This is a genomic window from Enterococcus sp. 3C7_DIV0644 (genome assembly GCF_002141235.1).
In the GTDB taxonomy this organism is placed as follows: domain Bacteria; phylum Bacillota; class Bacilli; order Lactobacillales; family Enterococcaceae; genus Enterococcus_D; species Enterococcus_D entomosocium.
Genome location: NZ_NGLK01000001.1, coordinates 2,277,151 through 2,297,557, shown reverse-complemented (window position 1 = coordinate 2,297,557; position 20,407 = coordinate 2,277,151). Strand labels below are relative to the sequence as shown.

Below are 20,407 nucleotides of genomic sequence, written 5' to 3'. Positions count from 1 at the left end.
AATATTAAATAACTAAATAAGAAATTCAAAATAGATTGGACCTGTTCTACTAATGCAGATAAACTACCGTTTTTTCAATGATTGGTCTTCGAATCGATGTAACAGGTTTTTGCACTCTTTCGTGCGAAATAAAAACAAAAGTTTCTTTTTTTGACAAAAAAAAGAAAAAGCAGAGAATAGTCCTCGCTGCTTTTTCTTTCAAAACACTTTATTTTTTAACGATAAACCACCATTCGATACCGATCGCATCGTAGGTCGTCAACAATTGCCGTTTTTTGTCGATGAAAAACTCTTGGTTCTTCTCAGACAAGTGTTTTTCCAATGTATCGATATCTTCTTGACTGATGGAGATTTTCAAGAAGTCTAAGCCAAGCACCTCGTGGCTCGGTAAGTCGATCGTACCACCTTGTGCTTCAGTCAAGCCAACTTGGAAGTCACCATCATTGAGGATAAATTCCTTTGTTTCGGCTTCTTTTGTTTTCAATCCTAAGCTTTCTTCTAAGAAAAGCTGCTCTTTGGCTAAATCACTGACGTTTAAATACAGCTTGCCAAAATGAGCCTCTTTTGATAAGCCAGCCGCTTTTGCAGGTGCCGCTTTGATCAATTCTGCTTCGTCTTTTGGTACCGCAGTTCCTGCGGGTGCTGTAAATAAGACTTCGATTTTGTTTCCTTCTGGATCCGCTATAATAAAGCCTAATTGATTCGCTTCATAACGAGCTTCTTCGAAAGCAATCGCTTTTTGTTGGGCATTGCTCGCGATAGTTGCCGCTTCTTCTAGCGAGGATATGGCTAAAACGATGCGCTGCATCTTTTTGATCTCACCGAAATGGTCGTTGGCACGCGGGCTTTCTTCCAACCATAAAACTTCTCTATCTAATCCTTTTAGACCAAAGATGGCCAACTCATTTTCTTCTCTTTTCAGCTCAAAGCCAAGTACATCGCGATAAAAGGCAATCGCTTGATCGCGGTCTTTTACCCGAATTGCAACAGTCAGCAACTTCGTACTGCTCCCCAATAAGAAATCTGTCATTGTTTCTCCCCCTACTTACATATGTACTCATTGTACTGATAAAACGAAATTCTAGCAAATGAAATCCCTATCTCTTTTATTCTTTTTTTAGAGAAAATAAGAAGAAACGCACAGAAAAGTCAGAATTTTGCATTTTTATGAGTAGAGAGGAGGCGCTTGGGTGTCGCTAATGGCTTCAACTACAGCCAGCTGCTGCTGGACTTGCCGCGAGGATCTGGGTTCCTAAACGATCGATCCGATCGGTGATACAAACGGCAGCTACCCCTGCTTTTAAGGCTTTCTGAGCACTTTTTAGTTTTGGCAGCATGCCGCCCGTGACTACTTCTTCGGTGATCAAGCGGGGGATCTCTTCAAAAGAAACAGCGGATAACCACTTGCTTTCTTGCTTGATCCCAGGGACATCCGTCAACAAATACAGTTTTTCGGCTTGTAAGCTGGCTGCGACCTGACAAGCCACTTCATCCGCGTTGATGTTCAACCATTGCCCCTCTGGCGTAATTCCTAGTGGGGCCAAGATCGGGACATGTTTTTTCTCTGTCAAGAGCTGCAAGAAGGCGGCGTTGATTCGCTGAACTTTCCCTACTTGCCCTAATTTCTCCTCATCGATAACTTCTCCTTGGATCAGCTGATCACAGCCAGCATTCAGTCCCACGGCATGGAAGCCAGCTTGCTGGAAAGCGGTCGTGATCAGCGGTTGAACTTGTCCCAAAAGGACCATTCTAGTTACTTCAAGCGTCTGGGGGTCGGTCACCCGCAGGCCGTCTTTGATCGTGACTGTCAACGCCATTTTCTCCATCATTTCTGAGATGTAGTGACCGCCGCCATGGACGATGACCACTTTTTTGCCCGCAGCTTGCCAATCTGCTATCGTCTCAAAGAATGACGGGGTTAAATTGTCTGAAGCGACACCGCCGATTTTTACTACGATCGTCTCCATCTACTCGCTCCTTTTTGTCTAGTACCTGATTTGTTTCAGGTATGATATAGTGCGTTGATTTTCACATAGTCATAGGTCAGATCACAGCCCCAAGCGGTGCCAACACCTGCCCCTTCTTTCAGCTCAACAGCGACTTTGACTTCATTTTCCGCCAACTGTTCTTGCATGATGGTTTCGTCAAAAGCTACCGGTGTCCCTTGGACAAAGACGGGAATGTCGGCTAATGCGATCGATACCGTTGCTGGATCGATGGGTTGCCCACTATAGCCCACTGCACATAAGATACGCCCCCAGTTTGGGTCTTTGCCAAAGAGGGCTGTTTTGACCAGCGGCGAACCGACGATGGTTTTGCTGATCATGCGGGCTGCTTCATCGGTCACAGCTCCACTCGTGTGAGCTTCGATCAATTTGCTGGCGCCTTCTCCGTCCTTCGCAATTGCTTTGGCTAAGGCGGTCAGAACTGCTTTAAGCATCCCTTTAAACTCATGATAAGCTGGCGTATCGGCTTCGATCGTTGGATTTTTGGCTAACCCGTTGGCTAAAACTAACACCATATCATTGGTAGATGTATCACCATCGACCGTGATTTGATTAAAGGTGACATCGGTCAACTCTTTCAGCAGTGTTTGCAAGAGTGCTGACGAGATCGCTGCATCCGTCGTAACAAAGGCCAGCATCGTGGCCATATTAGGATGGATCATACCAGACCCTTTGGCACAGCCCGCAACAGTCACCGTTTTGTCAGCGATCGTTGATTGGATGACACTGCTTTTTTCAGTCAGATCCGTCGTCAAAATTGCTCTTTGAAATCGGTGGGCATCCCCTTGCCTGTTTAGTTGCTGAATCCCTGCCGTGATTTTTTCCATCGGTAAGCTCTTACCAATGATCCCGGTGGAGGCTACCGCAAAGGCTTCGGGACTCGTATGCAGCTGGGCTGCTGCCAATTCTGCCATCTCTTGTGCATCTTTTAAACCTTGCTCCCCGGTACAAGCATTGGCATTGCCCGCATTGACGATCACGCCTTGCAAGGTGCCTGCTTGCATTTTTTCCTTTGTAACGAGAATGGGTGCCGCTTGTACTTGATTGGTGGTAAAGACTGCCGCAGCACTGGCTGGCACTTCAGAGACGATCCAACCAAGATCGACTTTCTCTTTCTTCAGACCGCAATGCAGACCGTCGGCAAAAAAACCTTTGGGGGTTGCGATCGTTCCTTCGATTTCTTTCATTTTCTTTCCTCCTACTGCCACCTTTTTGCGGATTGTCCACTGGCTGACACGAGTATCCTCACGCGTCTGTTGGCTATTTTATGGATATAACGGTGCTTGCATAAGACCAGTCGTTTCTGGTATCTTTGCCCATCGATTGAAGTTTTGGATCGCTTGGCCAGCAGCCCCTTTGCCTAAATTATCGATCACTGCGACAACGGTCAACACTTGGGTCAGTGGATTGAAGCATAGGCCAATGTCACAAAAATTCGTTCCCGTCACTTGCCGCAGCTCTGGCAGCTTTCCTAACGGTTGCACTCGGACAAACGGATGGTTTTGATACGTTTTTACATATTGCTCATAAACGGCTTCTTGGGAAATCGCGTCTTTGAGAGGCGCATAAAGCGTCATAAAAATCCCTCTTTTGACAGGAAGTAAGCTGGTAGAAAATTGGATCGGCGGTATTGCCTGATCCCATTGTTGAAACTGTTGCATGATCTCGGGAATGTGCTGATGCTGATTTGGCTTATACATCGTCATGTTATCTGCAGCGGTTGTAAAGTGACTGGTGTCGGACAATTTCTTACCAGCACCCGACAAGCCCGACTTGCCATCAAAAATCAACGTACCGCTGAATAGTTTTTGCTGAACCAACGGCGCAGCAGCTAAAATGGCAGCAGTCGCATAACAGCCTGGATTGGCGATCAAATTGCCAGGAGTCGTTGCAAACTCAGGCAGCGAATAGGTCGCGTGTGCCAACAACTCGGCAGGGGCAGCTTCTTGGTGATACCATTTTTGATAGCTATCCCGATCCTTCAATCGCAGATCACCAGAAAGGTCAATCACTGGAAAGTCATTTGCGACAAAAGTAGCTGCGAGTTCTTTGCTGATTCCAGCAGGAGTCGCAAAAAACACGAGTTGATTTTCCTTTTGGATTTTTTCTGCATCAAAAGGTTCGATCAGCTGCTCTGTCAGCCCAACTAGATGAGGATACAAAACTGATGAATTTTCATGCATAGAATGACTATGCAAGGTGCCCACCTCCAATTGGGGATGTTGCTGGATCAAACGAATCAATTCAATTCCGGTATACCCTGTTACACCAACGATTGCTGCCTTCAAACACGTCACTCCTCAAAAGAATTTACTTAAGATTATAAGAAACTCCCATTGCTCTGTCAATGATTATTTATAAAACTATTCAAAATAAATTCGCTGTTATTCGGTTTTTATAAGAAAAAATGCCCAAAAAATCTATTTTTATACAATTATGCTAAGATTGCTTGTAAAATCGCCAAGGCTGCTTTCGTTTCCTCTTGCGAGATCGTTAAGGGTGGCAGCAAGCGCAAAACCTTGGTACCCGCCTTTAATGCGAGGAGGCCTTGGTTCCGCAGTTGAGTCAACACGGATTGCAAGCTTTCCGAATCTGCTAATTCGATACCAATCATCAATCCTTTCCCACGAATCGCCTGCACCTTAGATAGTCCTTGCAATCCGTCGAAAAACTGCTGCTGACGCAATTGAACATTGACTTGAATGTCCTCTTCTTGCAACACACTGCAGACGGCACTAGCAGCGGCCATCGCTAATTTATTGCCACCAAAGGTCGAACCGTGACTACCGGGTCCAAAAGCCGTTTGCAAATGACTTTTGCCTAGCATTGCTCCGACAGGGATCCCGTTACCAAGCCCTTTTGCTACGGTAAAAAGATCAGGTTCAATGCCGTATCCTTCAAAAGCAAACAGTGTTCCTGTCCGTCCCATCCCGGTTTGGATCTCATCCACCACCAGCAGTGCTCCCTGCTCCTGACAAAGGGCTGCCACCCCTTGGACCCACGCCACCTCGGCAGGGATTACGCCGCCTTCGCCTTGGATCAATTCTAAAAACACGGCTGCCGTCTGCTCATCTAAAACGGCTTGCAATGCCTCAAGGTCATTAAACGGTACATAAACCATCTCTGGTACCAGCGGACCAAACCCATCGTGAATACTGCTTTGCCCAGTCAAAGACATCGCGCCAAAGGTCCGACCGTGGAAAGATTGTTCAAAACTGATGACTTTGCTACGGCCAGTCGCTTTGCGAGCCAGCTTTAAAGCTGCTTCGTTCGCCTCAGCGCCGCTATTACAAAAATAGGCCAGATACGGCTCGTCTGATACGTTCTTTTGGTTTTGGGTCAGCTTTTGGGCAACTTCTTCTTGTAGTTGGCTGTCATATAAATTCGGCACATGCCAAATCTGCTCTGCTTGGGTCATCAAAGCGGCTTGCACTTTGGGATGTCCATAACCGAGATTGACAACCCCGATACCGCTCGTTAAATCTAAATATTGGTTCCCTTGCGAATCTACGACATAGCTCCCGCTGCCTTGCTGGATATCGATGGGCAAACGGCTGTAATTAGGAAAAAGATGACTCATTGGATTCACTCCTTGTCTTGGATCATTCGAAATTATGTATTAATATACATTTTTATCTAGATAATTGCAATAAATATTTAAATTAAAGCGGTAAAAATTCATAAAAAAAGAAAGCAGTGACAATCACTGCTTTCTTTCAGTCAACCTTTGGCGGTCTGTTTATTATCATTTGGGGAAGAATTTCTTTCATTACAAACAGTGGATCACGCCACTTCTTCTGAAAATTGACTGTTATAAAGGTCTGCATAGAAACCGTTTTGCGCCATCAATTCCTCATGGTTTCCAGTTTCAACAATAGATCCGTGATTCATCACGATGATATTGTCAGCATCACGAATCGTAGAGAGACGGTGAGCAACCACAAAGCTGGTCCGATTTTCTAACAAACGCCCCATTGCTTTCTGGATCAAGATCTCAGTCCGCGTATCGACACTAGAAGTTGCTTCATCCAAAATCAAGACGTCCGGATCCGCTAAGAAGGCGCGGGCGATCGTGATCAGCTGACGTTGACCTTGGGAGATGTTGCTGGCTTCTTCATTCAAGACCGTATCATAGCCTTCTGGCAATTTGCGAACAAAATCATCCACATGGGCAGCCTTCGCCGCAGCAATCACTTGTTCTTTGGTCGCTTTTTCATTTCCATAATGAATGTTGTCATAGATGGAGCCGGTAAACAACCACGTATCTTGCAGCACCATCGAGATATTACTACGCAATTCATCACGAGTCAAGTCTCGGGTATCTCTGCCATCATAACGAATGCTACCGCCAGAAACATCATAAAAACGTTCCAAGAGATTGATCAGCGTGGTTTTCCCAGCGCCGGTTGGTCCTACGATAGCCACCATCTCACCAGCTTTGACATCCAGATTAAAATCGGTCATCAATAATTTGTCTGGGGCATAACCAAATTGAACATGATCGAAACGAACTTTGTATTCACTGTCTTCCACTGGTAAACCAGAAGGCTCATCATTCATTTCTTCTTCATCCAAGACTTCAAAGACCCGTTCGGCAGATGCAACGGTTGATTGGATGGTGTTTAGCAAACTAGCGATTTGAGTGATCGGTTGAGAGAATTGATTGGTGTATTGCAAGAATGCTTGCACATCCCCTAACGTCATGTTCCCATTCGCTACCTTGATTCCACCAAGGACAGCCACGAAGACATAGCCTAAGTTTTTAATGAAGTTCATCAAGGGCATAATGATCGCTGAAATAAATTGGGCTTTCCAACCAGCAGAATACAGACGGTCATTTTCTTCTTCAAAAACGACTTGATCGGCAGCTTCATGGTTGAAGGTTTTGACTACTGTATGACCGCCGTAAGTTTCTTCGACTTGGTCATTGAGCAATCCTAAACTTTTTTGTTGGGCCGCAAAGAATTTTTGCGATTTTGGTGCGACGATCATCACGACGATCAAGCTTAAAGGAACCGTTGCTAAAGCAATCAAAGTCAGTTGCCAACTGATCGTCAGCATCATCCACAAAACCCCGATAAAGGTCACGACACTCGTAATAAATTGGGTCAAGTTTTGTTGCAGGGTACTTGCGATATTATCCATATCATTGATTGCCCGTGACATGATATCCCCATTTGAGTGAGTATCATAGTAAGAGATCGGCAAGCGGTTCATTTTTTCATCTAAGTCTCGACGCAGCTCATAAACCGTTCGTTGAGAGACACGGGTCATAATAAACTGTTGTAGAAAGTTGAAGACGGCTGAAATCACATACATGCCGATCGCGATCAAAATGATTTGACCAACTTTCTCAAAATCGATAGGAAATTCTGTCACCTGTTGGCCGGCTTGCATCTGCTGCGTACCGATCATGACCCCTTTAAAAATTTCAGTGGTCGCTTCCCCTAAAATTTTCGGTGTTTGGATTTGGAAGATCACGGCTGCGATCGCTAAAACGAAGACGGCAATGATAGCGAGGGAGCGTTTCGACATGTACCCGAAAAGCCGTTTGACCGTCCCCCAAAAGTTTTTTGGTTTTGGTCCTTTGGCACCGATGTTACGGCCCGGGCCGCCACCCATTGGTCCGCCACGGTGTTGTGTTGTTGTTTTCTTTTCACTCATGCAAGATCCTCCTCTCTCAATTGTGAAGAAACGATTTCTTGATAGGTTTCATTGTCTGCCATTAATGATTCATGGGTCCCTTTCCCTACGAGTTGTCCTTCATCCAATACTAAGATCGTATCGGCATCCATGACGGTGCTGACCCGTTGGGCAACCACGACCATGATGCTGTCTTGCATGTCGCGTTTCAGCGCTGCTCGTAAGTTTGCATCGGTTTTGAAGTCCAATGCGGAGAAGGAATCATCAAAGACATAGACATCTGCTTGTTTCACTAACGCACGAGCAATCGCTAAACGTTGACGTTGTCCACCAGAGAAGTTGCCGCCGCCTTGTTCTACACGGCTATCTAAGCCATCTGCCAGTTCGGAGACAAAATCTTTGGCTTGGGCGATCTCTAATGCTTGCCAGATTTCTTCGTCTGTCGCATCAGGTTTTCCGTATTTCATATTTTCACGAATGGTACCGGAAAACAGTACCGCTTTTTGCGGAACAAAGCCCACGACTTCTCGTAGATTATGCTGGGTGATTTCTGCAATATTGACCCCATTGATTTTGATTGCACCAGACTCCACATCGTACAAACGAGGCAAGAGATTGACTAGGGTCGTTTTCCCTGAGCCCGTCCCACCGATGATGGCAACAAAATCACCAGATTTTGCTTGGAAGTCGATATCTTCCAACGCCAATTTCTCAGCGCCTTGGTAGCGATACGCCACATGGTCAAAAGTCAAGGTTGCTTGATCCCCTTGTAAGCTCAATGTCGCTGGTGTTTTTGGATCGAGAATTTCATCTTCTTCATTTAAGACTTCGTTGATCCGGTCAGCTGATGCTTGGGCTCTTGGCACCATCACGAAGATCATGGACAGCATCATAAAGCTGATCAAAATTTGCATCGCATAAGTCATAAACGCAATCAGGTTCCCGACTTCTAAGGTCATTTCGGCAATATAATGACCACCAAACCATGTGATGGCAATGTTCGTTCCACTCATGATCAACGTCATTAAAGGCATCATCAAGGCCACGATGGTATTTACTTTGATCGCGGTGTGGGTGTAATCTTTGTTGGCTTGATCAAAGCGATTCGCTTCATAATCCGTCTTGTCAAATGCCCGAATAACGCGGACCCCCGTCAAGCCTTCACGAAAGACTAAGTTCAAACGGTCAGTTTTCTTTTGCATACTTTTGAATAAAGGAACGGCAAAATACATAATACCGCCAACTAATACTAGCATGATAGGAATAACGACTAAAAAGATTCGTGTTAATTGGGCATCTTTTTGATAGGCCAAGAAGCTCGCCCCAATCAGTGTGATCGGTGCATTGATCATCATACGTAAAAACATTTGCGTCACCATTTGAATTTGGTTGACGTCGTTAGTGGTTCGTGTGATCAATGATGCGGTCCCAAATTTATCGAAAGAACGAGAAGAAAAATTCTCAACTTTTTGGTAAATGTCCGAACGTAGTTTTTGTCCTAATTTTTGTGATTCTCTTGTTGCGAAATACGTATTTCCTAAAGCAGCGATGATACTGATCAATGAAAAGCCGATCATGTAAAAGCCGGTTTTCCAAATGTAATCAATGTCCCCTGTCGCCACACCATTGTTGATAATATTGGAAGTCAATGTCGGTAGATACAAATCAGAAACGACTTGGATCACCATAAACACCACTGCCATGATTATGGAAATGACGGATACGCGTTTTATCAGCTTAATCATAAGTTTCCCCTCTTTCTTTTTTTGCGCCCTCTCTTAACCAGCGGACTTTACTGTTGAAATCAGCGATCGCTTCGGCAGGATCATAGTCTGGATCAAATGCTGATTGGCGATAGGCTTCGGCAATCGTCGAAAAGACGGTATGCATCAGCAGCTGGATCAGCATTTTCAACTCATGGTCGTCTTTGACTTTCAATAAATCTTTGTCGACCTCTGACAAAAAGATGGCTTGCTGCTTCTGCCGATCGGCTTTGTGTTCTTGATGCATCTTGTGCTGCATCTCTGGCACGACTTTATGGAAGGAACGATAATCCATACTCATAAATAAATTGCGGTAAAAGTTTGCGTTTTTGCCTTTGAAAACCTCGGCGATCATCCGTGAAAAGTACCATTCGAACCCCGCAAACAGATCACCGTTTTCATGTTGGATCGATTTCAGCAGATCTCGCTGACTATTTTTTTTCAACGTATGGAAATAATAGTAATAAAGATCTTCTTTGTTTTCGAAGTATTGGTAAAAACTCCCGCGAGGAATCTCGGCATCTTTGATGATGTTGGCGATCGAGGCGTCTTTCAACGGCAGCCTTGAGAATTCTTTTTTCGCCGCATTTAAGATGCGCTTTTGTTTTTCTGGCGGCAAGTGAAAAAATGTATCGGTCGGCATCACAAGCAACTCCTTTCTAATTTAAAATAAATCACAGCTCTCGATATGACACGTTGTCATATGACACTGTGTCATTATACACCCCTCACCAGAGAATGCAAGAATTTAAATTTGACTTTTTTATGAAGGAATCGATTCTGGTCTTTTTATAAAGGGCGTTATTTGAAAAGAAATAACCAATGAAATTTCTGAAAACAAAAAACCTTCGTTTCCCTGATGGAAAACGAAGGTTGCTATTTTTTCATTCCGCCGATTATAAATAACGGTCATTTTTTCTTTCGGCGCCATAAAATCAAGAAAACGATCAGCAGCAGGATAACACCGGCGATCAATAAGGTATAACTTGGCGCTTCATTGGTTTTAGGTAATGTTTTTTCGCCATCGGCAGTAGCGTTGGCCTCTTTCGAAGAAGTCGTTGTCGCTGTTTCTTGGGCTGTCGTCGAAGTTGCCGTCGCTTCTTCAGTCGTACTCGTTTGCGTGCCTGTAGGCAGATACATGGAATCATTTGCCGCTTGAATGATATAAGAGATCCGTCCGGGGACAAAGGCACCTGGATCAACTTGCATCTCTTGTTCCATCTGATTCAAATTGGTCAAAATTGAAATCATCCATTCGTTGGAAACGGCTTGATTCAAATGTAAAAAGACTCCGTCTGATGGATAGACGACCCGTAAATATTCCTGCAACTGATCCACGACAGGAATCAAGTCAGCAAAACTGGCGTAGCTATTCGCATCAAAAGCCAGTTGCGGCTCAATGGCTTCCCAGGATAACGTCTGATCGACAAACAAGGCACCGATGATTTTTGCCAAGTAAGCAATATCAAAGCCCATCGCATCACTAGAATAACGTAACGCTAGGCGATTGCCATTGGTCAATTCTTCATCTGTCAACTGGTCCAACTGTTCTTGGGTAAATGCGGTCACACTGCCTTCAGTGATCCCTTGGGTTAAGGCGCTACGAAGCGAACTAGGTTCATCGGCTAACGTGTTGATCTCATTGACGTTTTGCGTCCCTGTCTCTGCTTGGATCGAGGCAATAACGGCTTCGGAATCGACTGGCTCTTGATTCTCGTCAGCTGTAGTTTCTGAAGTAGCGGATTGATCCGTTTCTTGGTTTTCATCTGTACTTTCTTGGGCAGAATTTTGAATCTGCTCACTGTCTGTTTGCCCTTCTGATGAAAGCGTCTCGCTAACGGCAACCGGATTGTCACTTCCACTCGTAGCCGTTTCATCTGCATGAACCATCATTGGTGAAAATGCCAGCGTCATTAGTCCGAACCAAATTATTTTTTTCATCATCATTGCCTCCTCGAATGGGATTTCTCCCTTTGTAACGAAACTGTAACATAAAGGCCTCGTTTCCGCAATCAATTTAGTAACTTCTTAAAAAAAACCTCCATCTTTATCAGATAGAGGTTTTACCATTATTTTATCGTTGCCACATGCATGACTGCTTGACCTGCGTTTGTTTCCGCGATCGGTAACAGTTCAACGTTGGCTGCTTGGTCCATATTGGTGATAATGACAAGCATCTCAGAAGCTTTGCCTTTAGCCGTCAACTGCGCCAAATCGACTTGGGCAACTTGGGTGGCTGGTGTCACCGCTTGGCCTTCCTCCACCAGGATCTCAAAAGGTGCTCCTTGCAATTCGACGGTGTCGACACCCATGTGCAGCAGAATCTCTAGCCCGCTAGCAGTCTTGATCCCCAATGCATGTTTCGTTGGGAAAATCGTCGTGACGGTTCCTGCTGCTGGTGCAAAGATCGCCCCATTGTCTGGCAAGACGAAATACCCGTCGCCCATCATTTTTTGCGAAAATACCGGATCACTTGACGCGCTGATCGATTTTGTCGTACCTGTTGCTACTGCGTATAAGGGTGTATCGATCGTTGTTGCTGATGAATTTGCTGCCGTTTCCTTTGCAGCCGTTTCACTCGTTTCTTTTGGTTGCGGTTGCACAGTGACGGTTGCAGCTGGTTTTGCCTCCTCTGCCTCAATCCCTTTGACTGCTTCTAAGCGATCTTTAGGAATCCCAAAGAAGTAGGTGGCAACGAAGCCGCCAGCATAGCCTGCTAACAAGCCGAAAATATAGCCCATCCAACGGCCGTTGGCAATCAATGGAATCAAAGCTAGCCCTGATGGTCCAATCGCCGTTGCGCCGATATTTGTCAAAGCGCCAATGACCGCACCACCGATCCCACCACCAATACAAGCAGTGATAAATGGTCGACCTAATGGCAATGTCACTCCGTAGATCAATGGTTCGCCGATACCTAAGATCCCAACTGGCAATGCACCTTTGATCATTTCAGAAAGCTCTTTGTCTTTACGTAGTCGTACCCATAAGGCGAAAGCTGCTCCGACTTGACCGGCACCAGCCATGGCTAAAATCGGTAATAATTGCGTGCTGCCTGTTGCTTCGATCATTTGGATGTGGATCGGGGTCAAAATTTGATGCAAACCAAACATGACCATTGGTAGGAAGGCCGCCCCTAAGACAAACCCAGAAAACGCACCGCCCACATTCAAGACCCAAGTGATTGAACCGACTAAGCTGTCAGAGATCAGACCTGCCAATGGCATGATCAAGAAAATCTCCGTCAAACCGATGATCAACAAACACAACGTCGGAGTCACGATAATATCGATCGCTTCAGGAATCACTCGATGCAGCACTGCCTCTAATTTCGCCAAAAGCCATACAGCGAAGATCACACCGATGATCCCTCCTTGGTTGGCAGCTAAAGCTTCGCCGGTGAACAAGTTTTGGATCGGGGCTTCTGGGTTCATACCGGTCAGCAAGATGATCGAACCGATCACTCCACCAAGGGTTGGATTGGCTTTAAAGACCTGCGCAGCATTGACCCCAGTAAAGATTGCTAAATAGGTGAACATCCCATTTCTTAGGACGTTTAAAATCATGACATAATAATTCCAAGTGTCTCCATCTAAATTTCCAGCAGTGATCATGTTGGTCAGAACGGAGGCGATCCCTGCAACGAGTCCTGCACCAACGAAGGCTGGAATCATTGGAACAAAGATATTTGAAATGTCTTTCAGCAGCGACTTCAATGGTGATGATTTTTGTTTGGCTTTTTGGGCTGCTTTCATCTCTGCCGTTTTTTCTGATAACGCCTCTTTGCCTGATTTTTGCTGCGGGATCTCTTGCCCTAAATCAACACCGGCTTTTGCCACCATTGCGTTGGCTACTTTGTTGACTTTCCCTGGTCCGATAATGACTTGCAGCTGCTCGTCATTGACGACACCCATCACGCCGGGAATCTCTTTTAACCCTTGTTGATCGACCTTGTCGTGGTCGCGGACGGTCATTCGTACGCGAGTCATACAGTGATTGACTGTTTCTACGTTATCCATTCCGCCGGCTTCTTGAAAAATCTTCTCCGCTAACTCTTCTACCGTCAGTGTTTCTTTTGCCATTACTTTTCTCCTCCTAACGCCGTTTTGACAAACCCTTGTGCCGTGGCAAGTTTTGCTTGTGCTTCGTCTTTCGTGCTATCCGTCAACAGCATCACGATCGCCAATTTGACATTCTGATCTGCTTCTTCAAATGCTGCAGCGGCTGTTTCATAATCAGCTTCAGTTGCCTGCATGATGATCCGTTTTGAGCGTTCCACCAATTTTTCGTTGGTCGCTTTCACGTCGACCATCAAATTATTGTAGACTTTACCGATCCCTACCATCGATAACGTCGAGATCATATTCAAAATCAATTTTTGGGCAGTTCCTGATTTCAAACGAGTCGAACCCGTCAGAAACTCTGGGCCACAATCGACTTCAATTGGAAAGCTGGCATGTTGAGAGATCTCCGCATCTTTGTTACAAGCGATCGTAGCTGTTGTGGCACCAAGCTCATTGGCGTAATCAAGAGCCCCAATCACGTAAGGCGTTCTACCACTGGCAGCGATCCCGATCACCATGTCATTTGGGTTCAACTTCAGATCGACAAGGTCTTGTTTCCCTAGCGTTAAGGAGTCTTCTGCTCCCTCGACAGCAACCGTCATCGCTTCTTCACCACCGGCGATCAGACCGACCACCATCTCAGGTGATACCCCAAAGGTTGGGACACATTCGGCCGCATCCAAGACGCCTAATCGACCACTTGTCCCAGCGCCAAGATAAATCAAGCGTCCGCCTTTTTTAAAAGCAGCGATAGTTTGTTCAATCACTTTTTCAATACTAGGAATTTCATTTTCCACCGCATAGGCAACTTTTTGATCTTCTTGGTTCATTTTTTGACACGCTTCTAAAATTGTCATTTCATCTAAATTACTCGTTTCGCTATTGCGTCGTTCAGTCGTTAATTTGTCTAAATTGATTTTATTCATTGGAATCATCTCTTTCTAAATTAAATCGCATCCCTGCTTTGATTTGTTGGATCAAAGGCAGATCAGCTGGTATCACCTGAGCGGCGAGGTTGACTTTGGGGTCTGCAGGCAATGGTCGTTTGCACACTTGAATCTCTCCCATATAGCGCAAATACTCTTGGTTATCGATCGTCACAGCACCAATTGTCCGCTCTTGACTAAGTTCAGGTTTGACTTCTGGAATGGCATTGAAACGGGCATCAGCACTGCGCAAGACATCCCGAGCTTCATCGTAACGATTCTGGTGATCCCCTAGTACGTGTTCAAAGTAAGTAGAACCAAGATCTTTGACCCGCAAAACGATCCGCGCTTCTTGCAGATACGTCGCAAACTGCTGCGCACTTTTTGCAGAAACCATCCCATCACCAATGTAAACAGCATCAACTGAGCCAGTAGCCAACAAGTCGATCGCTGCGGCAAAAGGCGACCAGTTGCGGTGTCTTTCCAGTGTGGGTAATCCTTGAAATAACGGTCCGCGTTTCTTGGCATCTCCTGGAACAAAGGCTTGGACGAAAAAGCCTTGTGCTTTCAACCAGCGGTTCTTCTCCTGAAACCAGTCAGCATCCAGTCCTGTTTCTGGTCGGGGGTAATAATTGTGCCAAGCTTCCAAACGAGTAAAATCAGCTCCATACGTCTGCAGCTCTCGAATGTCTTTTTCCGTTAATGTACTGGCATTCAAACTAATGGTCATTTCTTTTGAAAAAGCAGCGATTTGTTGATTGTCAATGGCATAGTCCATTCGTAAACCAGTGACACCGATCTCCCTTAGTTCCGCCAGATTGTCGATGGAAAAGCCCGCTTCTGCTAAGGCGTTTCCAGAAATATCTACCATTAAAGACAGCTGATGGTCTTTTGCGAAACCTCCCAAGTCCGTCAGACGCTGCCGATAGGTACTGCGATCGTCTTCTGGTATGTGCATGGAGGTGAAAATCCCTTTAAAGCCTGATGCCATCGCAGTCATCTGCTCAAGTTCTGCTGCCGTCAAGTCTTCGTTCATAAATACAGAAAAGCCGAACATCTCTTTGCCTCCTTGGTGAGTCACTATCGTGATACCGTTTTCTATAAAAGCATTATAACTGATTCTCTTCCTGTTCGCAACTATATTTCATAATTAAATCATCAATATAGAAATATCGTTTCATTTAATAAGAAAGCTTTACCGTTTAAACTTTCTTATGCCCTTCTTTCTGCACTTGTGGTACACTTTATTAGGAACGAAACTTGCTTTCGTCATTTTTACATAGTAGGAGGAATCACATCATCAATGATTACAATGGATGATATTATTCGCGAAGGCAATCCAACCTTGCGTGAAGTAGCAAAAGAAGTACCATTTCCTTTGAGCGAAGAAGATATCGCACTAGGAAAAGAAATGATGACCTTTTTAGAAAACAGCCAAGACCCAGTCAAGGCAGAAGAACTCGAATTAAGAGGTGGTGTTGGTCTAGCAGCTCCTCAATTAGATATTTCAAAACGAATCACAGCGGTCCTCGTCCCTAGCAGCGACCCAGAAAAAGCAGAACCTGATTTTAAAGATGTTCTTTACAATCCTAAAATTCTAAGTCATTCCGTGCAAGAAGCTTGTTTGGGTGAAGGCGAGGGCTGCCTGTCCGTGGACCGTGAAGTCCCTGGCTACGTGGTACGCCATGCCCGGATCACGATCAGCTATTACGACATCAACGGCAAAAAGAAAAAAGTTCGTTTAAAGAACTATCCTGCGATCGTCGTTCAGCATGAGATCGATCATTTGAACGGGGTCATGTTCTACGATCATATCAATCAACAAAATCCTTTTTCATTGAAAGAAGGCATTTTAGTCATCGACTAACTAAAAAGTCTCTACCGACATTTTGCGGCAGAGACTTTTTTTTCTTCTATATTATTGAGTATCCTCTGGATATCTTCTTTCACGATTTTGGCATTAATTGCCTTTCGCTAAACTTTCTTGATGATCGGCTTTGATTTTTTCTAATAACGCCGGTTGTTCAAAAAGATCTAACGCGGTCAGCGCTAAAAGTTCAGCCGCGATAGCGATCGACTGCAAGCCTTTTTCACTCTTGGCAGCGGCTTTGAATTCTTCCGAATGACCCGCAATGTAGTCATCTGAAATCGAAACGGTGGGTTGGATCGTCGGGATCACTTGACTGACATTGCCGACATCAGAAGAACCAAGACTTGTTTTGGCTTCCGTATCGATCTCATCGGCAGGTACGCCCGCTTCTTGGGCATGGGCAAAGAAAATCTCATCAAAACTTGGTGTCACGATCACATCATCGACGGAGTTTTGGAACAAGCCGAATTCATAGGTCGCTCCCGTAGCTAAAGCGGCTCCTTTGACGATGTTTTCGACTTTCTCGTAGACATCGTTCAAGGTCGCTCGATTGGCTGCTCGTAAATAAAAACGACCGGCTGCATATTCTGGCACGACATTGGCTGCCACGCCACCATCGGTGATCACACCATGAATATTGACGTCTTTTGGTAAGTGCAGACGCAATCCATTGATCCCGTTAAAGACTTGCAGCAATGCTTCTAACGCGTTGATGCCTTTTTCTGGTGCAGCTGCCGCATGGGAAGCTCGACCATAGAACTTGATATCCACTGGATCATTGGCTAATGACGCTGTCGTTTTGCCATAGCGATGGGCTGGATGGACACAAAGAGCGGCATCGACATCATTGAAGAACCCTTCACGGACAAAACTGCCTTTAGCGGAACCATTTTCCCCACCTTCTTCTCCTGGCGTCCCATAGACTCGAATCTCCCCGCCTAGCTCATCGATGAAAGGTTGCAGGGCACTGGCTGCTAAGACGGAATAAGTCCCGAAGAGATTGTGCCCACAAGCATGACCGATCCCTGGTAACGCATCGTACTCAGCTAAAAAGGCAATCGTTGGGCCCGGTTTTCCACTGACATAGCGGGCATCAAAGCCGGTACGATGTCCTGCGACATCCTTTTTAACAGCAAAGCCTTCTTTTTCTAATTGGGCGATCAGGGCATCGGCTGAGTAAAACTCATAGTTGCTGACTTCTGGGTGATTATGGATATCTAATGCCAAGGCTTGATAAGCGGCTAAACGCTCTTGGATAAATGGTTTAATCGTTGCTTTTGTAATAGTTGCTGTTGTCATAATCAAATCTCTCCTTTTTTATACATGTTTTTTCAATTTTATATCAAATTACGTGGTACTTATTTTGCCCCAAAGGTTTCCCAAGCAGGAACACTTGATCCTTTTGACGTTTCCTCGATGACTTTTTTCGTATCCTCTGTTTGGTAAGCAGCAACCACTTTTTGGTAAACTTCATTGTCTTCATCTTCTTTACGGGCGGCAATGATGTTGACGTAAGGACGGGCCGTTTCATCAACAGGCTCTAAAAAGATTGCATCTTCGGTAGGCACAAATCCTGCATCTACCGCCATGCCGCTATTGATAACAGAAACATCGACATCGGAAAGTGCCCGGGCTGTTTGCGCTGCATCAAGTTCCGAAATTTCTAAATTCAAACGGTTTTCAGTAATATCCGCGACCGTTGGTGTTTGTCCGGCTGCTTCATCCACTTTGATCAATCCAGCTGATTGTAACAAGAGCAATGCCCGACCACCATTGGTCACATCATTCGGGATCGCAACTTTAGCTCCTTCAGCCAAGTCGTTGACATCCGTCACTTTGTCGGAATAAATGCCTAATGGCGCGTTGACTGTATTGCCGATCGATACGAGATCGGTACCAAATTCTTTATTATAATTGTCCAAGAAAAATTGGTGTTGGAATGAATTGAGGTCAATGGAACCATCAGCTAATGCTGCGTTGGGTTGATTGTAATCAGAGAATTGGACATATTCTAAATTGATGCCTTCGTCTTTCAAACGATCTTTGACATCATCCCAGACATCGGTGTCCGCGCCAATCACTCCTAATTTCACAGTGACTTCTTCTTGATCAGTGGCTGCGGCACTGCCATTGTTTCCGCATCCGGTAATAAATAATAATGCTGCCCCTAAGACGATTGATTGTACGATTTTTTTCATTTTTTCTTCCTCCATAGACTTGCTTGTTTTTTTATTTGTACGTAAGTGGTGGTCAGTGTGATACTCGTTTAATGAGTAGGTTGCTGACAAATTGACTGATAAAAACGAATACTAAGATGATCAAGGTCGCCATGATCGTGACATCGGTCTGGAATCGGTTGTACCCGCGGGTGATGGCTAAGTTACCTAAACCGCCAGCGCCAACTGCTCCTGCCATGGCGGTCAATCCGATCACATTGATCACGGTCAATGCAGAGACCCGAATGATTCCCGCCACGCCTTCTGGCAAATAGACCCGAAAAATGATGCCGAAAGGACTGGTGCCCATCGCTTCGGCTGCTTCCACGACACCGGGGTCAACTTCTAGCAAGGCAATCTCGATCTGCCGAGCAAAGAAAGGAATGATCCCAGCAATCAGAGGAACCAATGCTGCTGTTTCGCCGATCGTCGTTCCCACAAGAAATCGGGTAAAGGTTCCTAGCAACGTCAATAAGATAATAAAAGGGATCGAGCGGACCACATTGATGACCTTATCGAGAAATTCAAAGAGTGGTCGATTTTCTAAAATTCCACTCGGTCGAGTCACTACCAGGACGATCCCTAACAAGATGCCTAAGATGCCCGCGATCAAGGAGGTCCAAAAAACCATATACAAGGTTTGGATCGTTGCTGCGACAAATTCATCTTGGATCGCAACAACATTGGGAAAATATCTTTCTAATAAGGCAGCCATCTAAAATCCTCCTTTAATCACATTGTTTAATGGTTCTGCATGATTTTCTTTTAAAATATTGGTGTACACTCCTTGAGACTTCAAATATTCTAAGGCATGTTTGCGCTGTTGGTACTCTCCGGATAAGCTAACGACCAAGCTGCCGATCGGCACTTCTTGCAAGATCTCCACGTTGCCGTAAAGAATATTGGTGGTCACTTTGTAGCGACTGTACAATTGGGCGATCAGTGGTTCATTGGTTTGATCCCCCACGTAGGACAGCTCCACCAGCCATTCATTCGGTGCCAAGGAAGAAAACTTCGAACTGCCGAGGATCGTTTCTAAGGCTTGGTCGATGTGCGTCGCCGTTCGGATGAAATCTTTGGTCAATGGTTTTTCTGGTTGGCTAAAAATCTGAACGCTCGAACCTTGCTCAATAACTTCACCGTCTTCCATCACTGCCACTTTGTTGCAGATTTCTTTGACAACTTGCATTTCATGGGTAATGATCACGATGGTCAAACCGAGAGTCCGATTTAATTTTTTCAACAAAGCCAATATCTGTAAGGTCGTTTTCGGATCAAGGGCGCTAGTTGCCTCATCACACAGCAAGATCTCTGGATCATTTGCCAAAGCTCTGGCAATGGCGACCCGCTGTTTTTGTCCTCCAGATAGTTGGCTAGGAAACGCTTGGGCTTTTTCTTCCAATCCAACAAGCGCCAGCAGCTCGGTTACTTTTTGATGACGTTCCTGTTTGGACCGTCCCCCATATTTCAAGGAAAAATCCACGTTATCAAAAACATTGCGGCTGTCCATCAAGTTGAAGTGCTGAAAGATCATTCCGATCGTTTTCCGTTTTTCTCGCAGGTCTTTCGCAGAAAGTGTGGTCAGCTCCGTGCCGTTGACGACGACGCTGCCGCTGCTTGGGCGCTGCAATAAGTTGATCACACGGACGAGTGTACTTTTCCCGGCGCCTGAGTAACCCACGATGCCGTACACGTCCCCTTTGTCGATCTCGATCGATACGTTTTTGACCGCTTGGATCGCGGGTTTCTTTGATTGATTGAATGTTACTGATATATCTTTTAATGAAATCATCGTCTTCCCCCTAGTTCTTGTCTTTTTCAATAAAAAAAGGCATCCTCAAACAAGTCACCTGTGACTTGTTTGAGGACGCCTTTTTGCGTGTTACCACCTCAGTTTAAGCTGTACTCGCATACAGCTC

General features: G+C 45.3%; 17 protein-coding genes and 1 other annotated feature (1 of these 18 cut by a window edge). Of the genes, 1 reads left to right on the top strand and 16 read right to left on the bottom strand.

Annotated elements, in window-relative coordinates:
- Nucleotides 1–208: 208 nt before the first annotated feature.
- From A5877_RS10895 to A5877_RS10840, 12 genes are all read right to left on the bottom strand, one after another.
- Nucleotides 209–1,030, bottom strand: coding sequence for a VOC family protein (locus tag A5877_RS10895; RefSeq protein ID WP_016609582.1), 822 nt, complete (start codon nt 1,028–1,030; stop codon nt 209–211).
- A gap of 175 nt (nt 1,031–1,205) precedes the next feature.
- A complete protein-coding gene (gene argB / locus A5877_RS10890; protein ID WP_016611433.1) occupies nt 1,206–1,967 on the bottom strand; it encodes an acetylglutamate kinase in 762 nt (253 codons plus the stop codon).
- Between the two features lie 35 nt (nt 1,968–2,002).
- Nucleotides 2,003–3,193 (bottom strand): bifunctional glutamate N-acetyltransferase/amino-acid acetyltransferase ArgJ, encoded by a 1,191-nt coding sequence (argJ, locus tag A5877_RS10885; protein ID WP_034872069.1) that lies wholly within the window; start codon nt 3,191–3,193, stop codon nt 2,003–2,005.
- A gap of 78 nt (nt 3,194–3,271) precedes the next feature.
- Nucleotides 3,272–4,294 carry an N-acetyl-gamma-glutamyl-phosphate reductase gene (gene argC, locus A5877_RS10880; RefSeq protein WP_016611435.1) on the bottom strand — a complete coding sequence of 341 codons (1,023 nt, stop codon included), beginning with the start codon at nt 4,292–4,294 and terminating at the stop codon, nt 3,272–3,274.
- A gap of 146 nt (nt 4,295–4,440) precedes the next feature.
- Nucleotides 4,441–5,586: an acetylornithine transaminase gene (locus tag A5877_RS10875; RefSeq protein WP_016611436.1), complete on the bottom strand. Its 1,146-nt coding sequence runs from the start codon at nt 5,584–5,586 to the stop codon at nt 4,441–4,443.
- A gap of 203 nt (nt 5,587–5,789) precedes the next feature.
- Nucleotides 5,790–7,670: an ABC transporter ATP-binding protein gene (locus A5877_RS10870; RefSeq protein WP_005232291.1), complete on the bottom strand. Its 1,881-nt coding sequence runs from the start codon at nt 7,668–7,670 to the stop codon at nt 5,790–5,792.
- A complete protein-coding gene (locus A5877_RS10865) occupies nt 7,667–9,394 on the bottom strand; it encodes an ABC transporter ATP-binding protein (protein WP_008376197.1) in 1,728 nt (575 codons plus the stop codon). The genes A5877_RS10870 and A5877_RS10865 overlap by 4 nt, the downstream gene beginning before the upstream one ends.
- Nucleotides 9,387–10,055 (bottom strand): TetR/AcrR family transcriptional regulator, encoded by a 669-nt coding sequence (locus A5877_RS10860; RefSeq protein WP_005232294.1) that lies wholly within the window; start codon nt 10,053–10,055, stop codon nt 9,387–9,389. The genes A5877_RS10865 and A5877_RS10860 overlap by 8 nt, the downstream gene beginning before the upstream one ends.
- Nucleotides 10,056–10,321: 266 nt before the next feature.
- Nucleotides 10,322–11,353, bottom strand: a complete 1,032-nt coding sequence (locus A5877_RS10855; protein WP_086316821.1) for an LPXTG cell wall anchor domain-containing protein — start codon at nt 11,351–11,353, stop codon at nt 10,322–10,324.
- A gap of 128 nt (nt 11,354–11,481) precedes the next feature.
- Nucleotides 11,482–13,494: a glucose PTS transporter subunit IIA gene (locus A5877_RS10850; RefSeq protein WP_016619647.1), complete on the bottom strand. Its 2,013-nt coding sequence runs from the start codon at nt 13,492–13,494 to the stop codon at nt 11,482–11,484.
- Complete coding sequence (gene murQ, locus A5877_RS10845) at nt 13,494–14,402, bottom strand: N-acetylmuramic acid 6-phosphate etherase (RefSeq protein ID WP_042890168.1); 909 nt, start codon at nt 14,400–14,402, stop codon at nt 13,494–13,496. Before murQ ends, A5877_RS10850 begins: the two co-directional genes overlap by 1 nt.
- Nucleotides 14,395–15,459 carry a DUF871 domain-containing protein gene (locus tag A5877_RS10840; RefSeq protein ID WP_042890166.1) on the bottom strand — a complete coding sequence of 355 codons (1,065 nt, stop codon included), beginning with the start codon at nt 15,457–15,459 and terminating at the stop codon, nt 14,395–14,397. Before A5877_RS10840 ends, murQ begins: the two co-directional genes overlap by 8 nt.
- 246 nt (nt 15,460–15,705) lie before the next feature.
- Here A5877_RS10840 and def point away from each other — a divergent pair, with 246 nt between their 5' ends.
- A complete protein-coding gene (gene def / locus A5877_RS10835) occupies nt 15,706–16,269 on the top strand; it encodes a peptide deformylase (protein ID WP_008376209.1) in 564 nt (187 codons plus the stop codon).
- Nucleotides 16,270–16,362: 93 nt separating this feature from the next.
- Here the strand turns inward: def and A5877_RS10830 are convergent, their stop codons facing one another.
- From A5877_RS10830 to A5877_RS10815, 4 genes are read right to left on the bottom strand one after another with little or no spacing between them, the layout of a single operon-like run.
- Nucleotides 16,363–17,571 (bottom strand): M20 family metallopeptidase, encoded by a 1,209-nt coding sequence (locus A5877_RS10830; RefSeq protein WP_005232314.1) that lies wholly within the window; start codon nt 17,569–17,571, stop codon nt 16,363–16,365.
- Between the two features lie 59 nt (nt 17,572–17,630).
- On the bottom strand, nt 17,631–18,470 hold the full coding sequence (locus tag A5877_RS10825) for a MetQ/NlpA family ABC transporter substrate-binding protein (protein WP_008376213.1): 840 nt from the start codon (nt 18,468–18,470) through the stop codon (nt 17,631–17,633).
- Between the two features lie 52 nt (nt 18,471–18,522).
- Nucleotides 18,523–19,203, bottom strand: coding sequence for a methionine ABC transporter permease (locus tag A5877_RS10820; RefSeq protein ID WP_005232318.1), 681 nt, complete (start codon nt 19,201–19,203; stop codon nt 18,523–18,525).
- Nucleotides 19,204–20,280, bottom strand: a complete 1,077-nt coding sequence (locus tag A5877_RS10815) for a methionine ABC transporter ATP-binding protein (protein ID WP_008376218.1) — start codon at nt 20,278–20,280, stop codon at nt 19,204–19,206.
- A 68-nt stretch (nt 20,281–20,348) separates the two neighbouring features.
- Nucleotides 20,349–20,407: a binding site (T-box leader), on the bottom strand; it runs 182 nt beyond the window's last position.

Excerpts from the sequence above, each read along its gene's own strand:
- A5877_RS10820 (WP_005232318.1), bottom strand. The coding sequence starts at position 19,203 with ATGGCTGCCTTATTAGAAAGATATTTTCCCAATGTTGTTGCGATCCAA.
- A5877_RS10815 (WP_008376218.1), bottom strand. The coding sequence starts at position 20,280 with ATGATTTCATTAAAAGATATATCAGTAACATTCAATCAATCAAAGAAA.
- A5877_RS10825 (WP_008376213.1), bottom strand. The coding sequence starts at position 18,470 with ATGAAAAAAATCGTACAATCAATCGTCTTAGGGGCAGCATTATTATTT.
- argJ (WP_034872069.1), bottom strand. The coding sequence starts at position 3,193 with ATGAAAGAAATCGAAGGAACGATCGCAACCCCCAAAGGTTTTTTTGCC.
- A5877_RS10870 (WP_005232291.1), bottom strand. The coding sequence starts at position 7,670 with ATGAGTGAAAAGAAAACAACAACACAACACCGTGGCGGACCAATGGGT.
- murQ (WP_042890168.1), bottom strand. The coding sequence starts at position 14,402 with ATGAATAAAATCAATTTAGACAAATTAACGACTGAACGACGCAATAGC.
- def (WP_008376209.1), top strand. The coding sequence starts at position 15,706 with ATGATTACAATGGATGATATTATTCGCGAAGGCAATCCAACCTTGCGT.
- A5877_RS10875 (WP_016611436.1), bottom strand. The coding sequence starts at position 5,586 with ATGAGTCATCTTTTTCCTAATTACAGCCGTTTGCCCATCGATATCCAG.
- A5877_RS10860 (WP_005232294.1), bottom strand. The coding sequence starts at position 10,055 with ATGCCGACCGATACATTTTTTCACTTGCCGCCAGAAAAACAAAAGCGC.
- A5877_RS10830 (WP_005232314.1), bottom strand. The coding sequence starts at position 17,571 with ATGACAACAGCAACTATTACAAAAGCAACGATTAAACCATTTATCCAA.
- A5877_RS10895 (WP_016609582.1), bottom strand. The coding sequence starts at position 1,030 with ATGACAGATTTCTTATTGGGGAGCAGTACGAAGTTGCTGACTGTTGCA.
- A5877_RS10840 (WP_042890166.1), bottom strand. The coding sequence starts at position 15,459 with ATGTTCGGCTTTTCTGTATTTATGAACGAAGACTTGACGGCAGCAGAA.
- A5877_RS10865 (WP_008376197.1), bottom strand. The coding sequence starts at position 9,394 with ATGATTAAGCTGATAAAACGCGTATCCGTCATTTCCATAATCATGGCA.
- argB (WP_016611433.1), bottom strand. The coding sequence starts at position 1,967 with ATGGAGACGATCGTAGTAAAAATCGGCGGTGTCGCTTCAGACAATTTA.
- A5877_RS10855 (WP_086316821.1), bottom strand. The coding sequence starts at position 11,353 with ATGAAAAAAATAATTTGGTTCGGACTAATGACGCTGGCATTTTCACCA.
- A5877_RS10850 (WP_016619647.1), bottom strand. The coding sequence starts at position 13,494 with ATGGCAAAAGAAACACTGACGGTAGAAGAGTTAGCGGAGAAGATTTTT.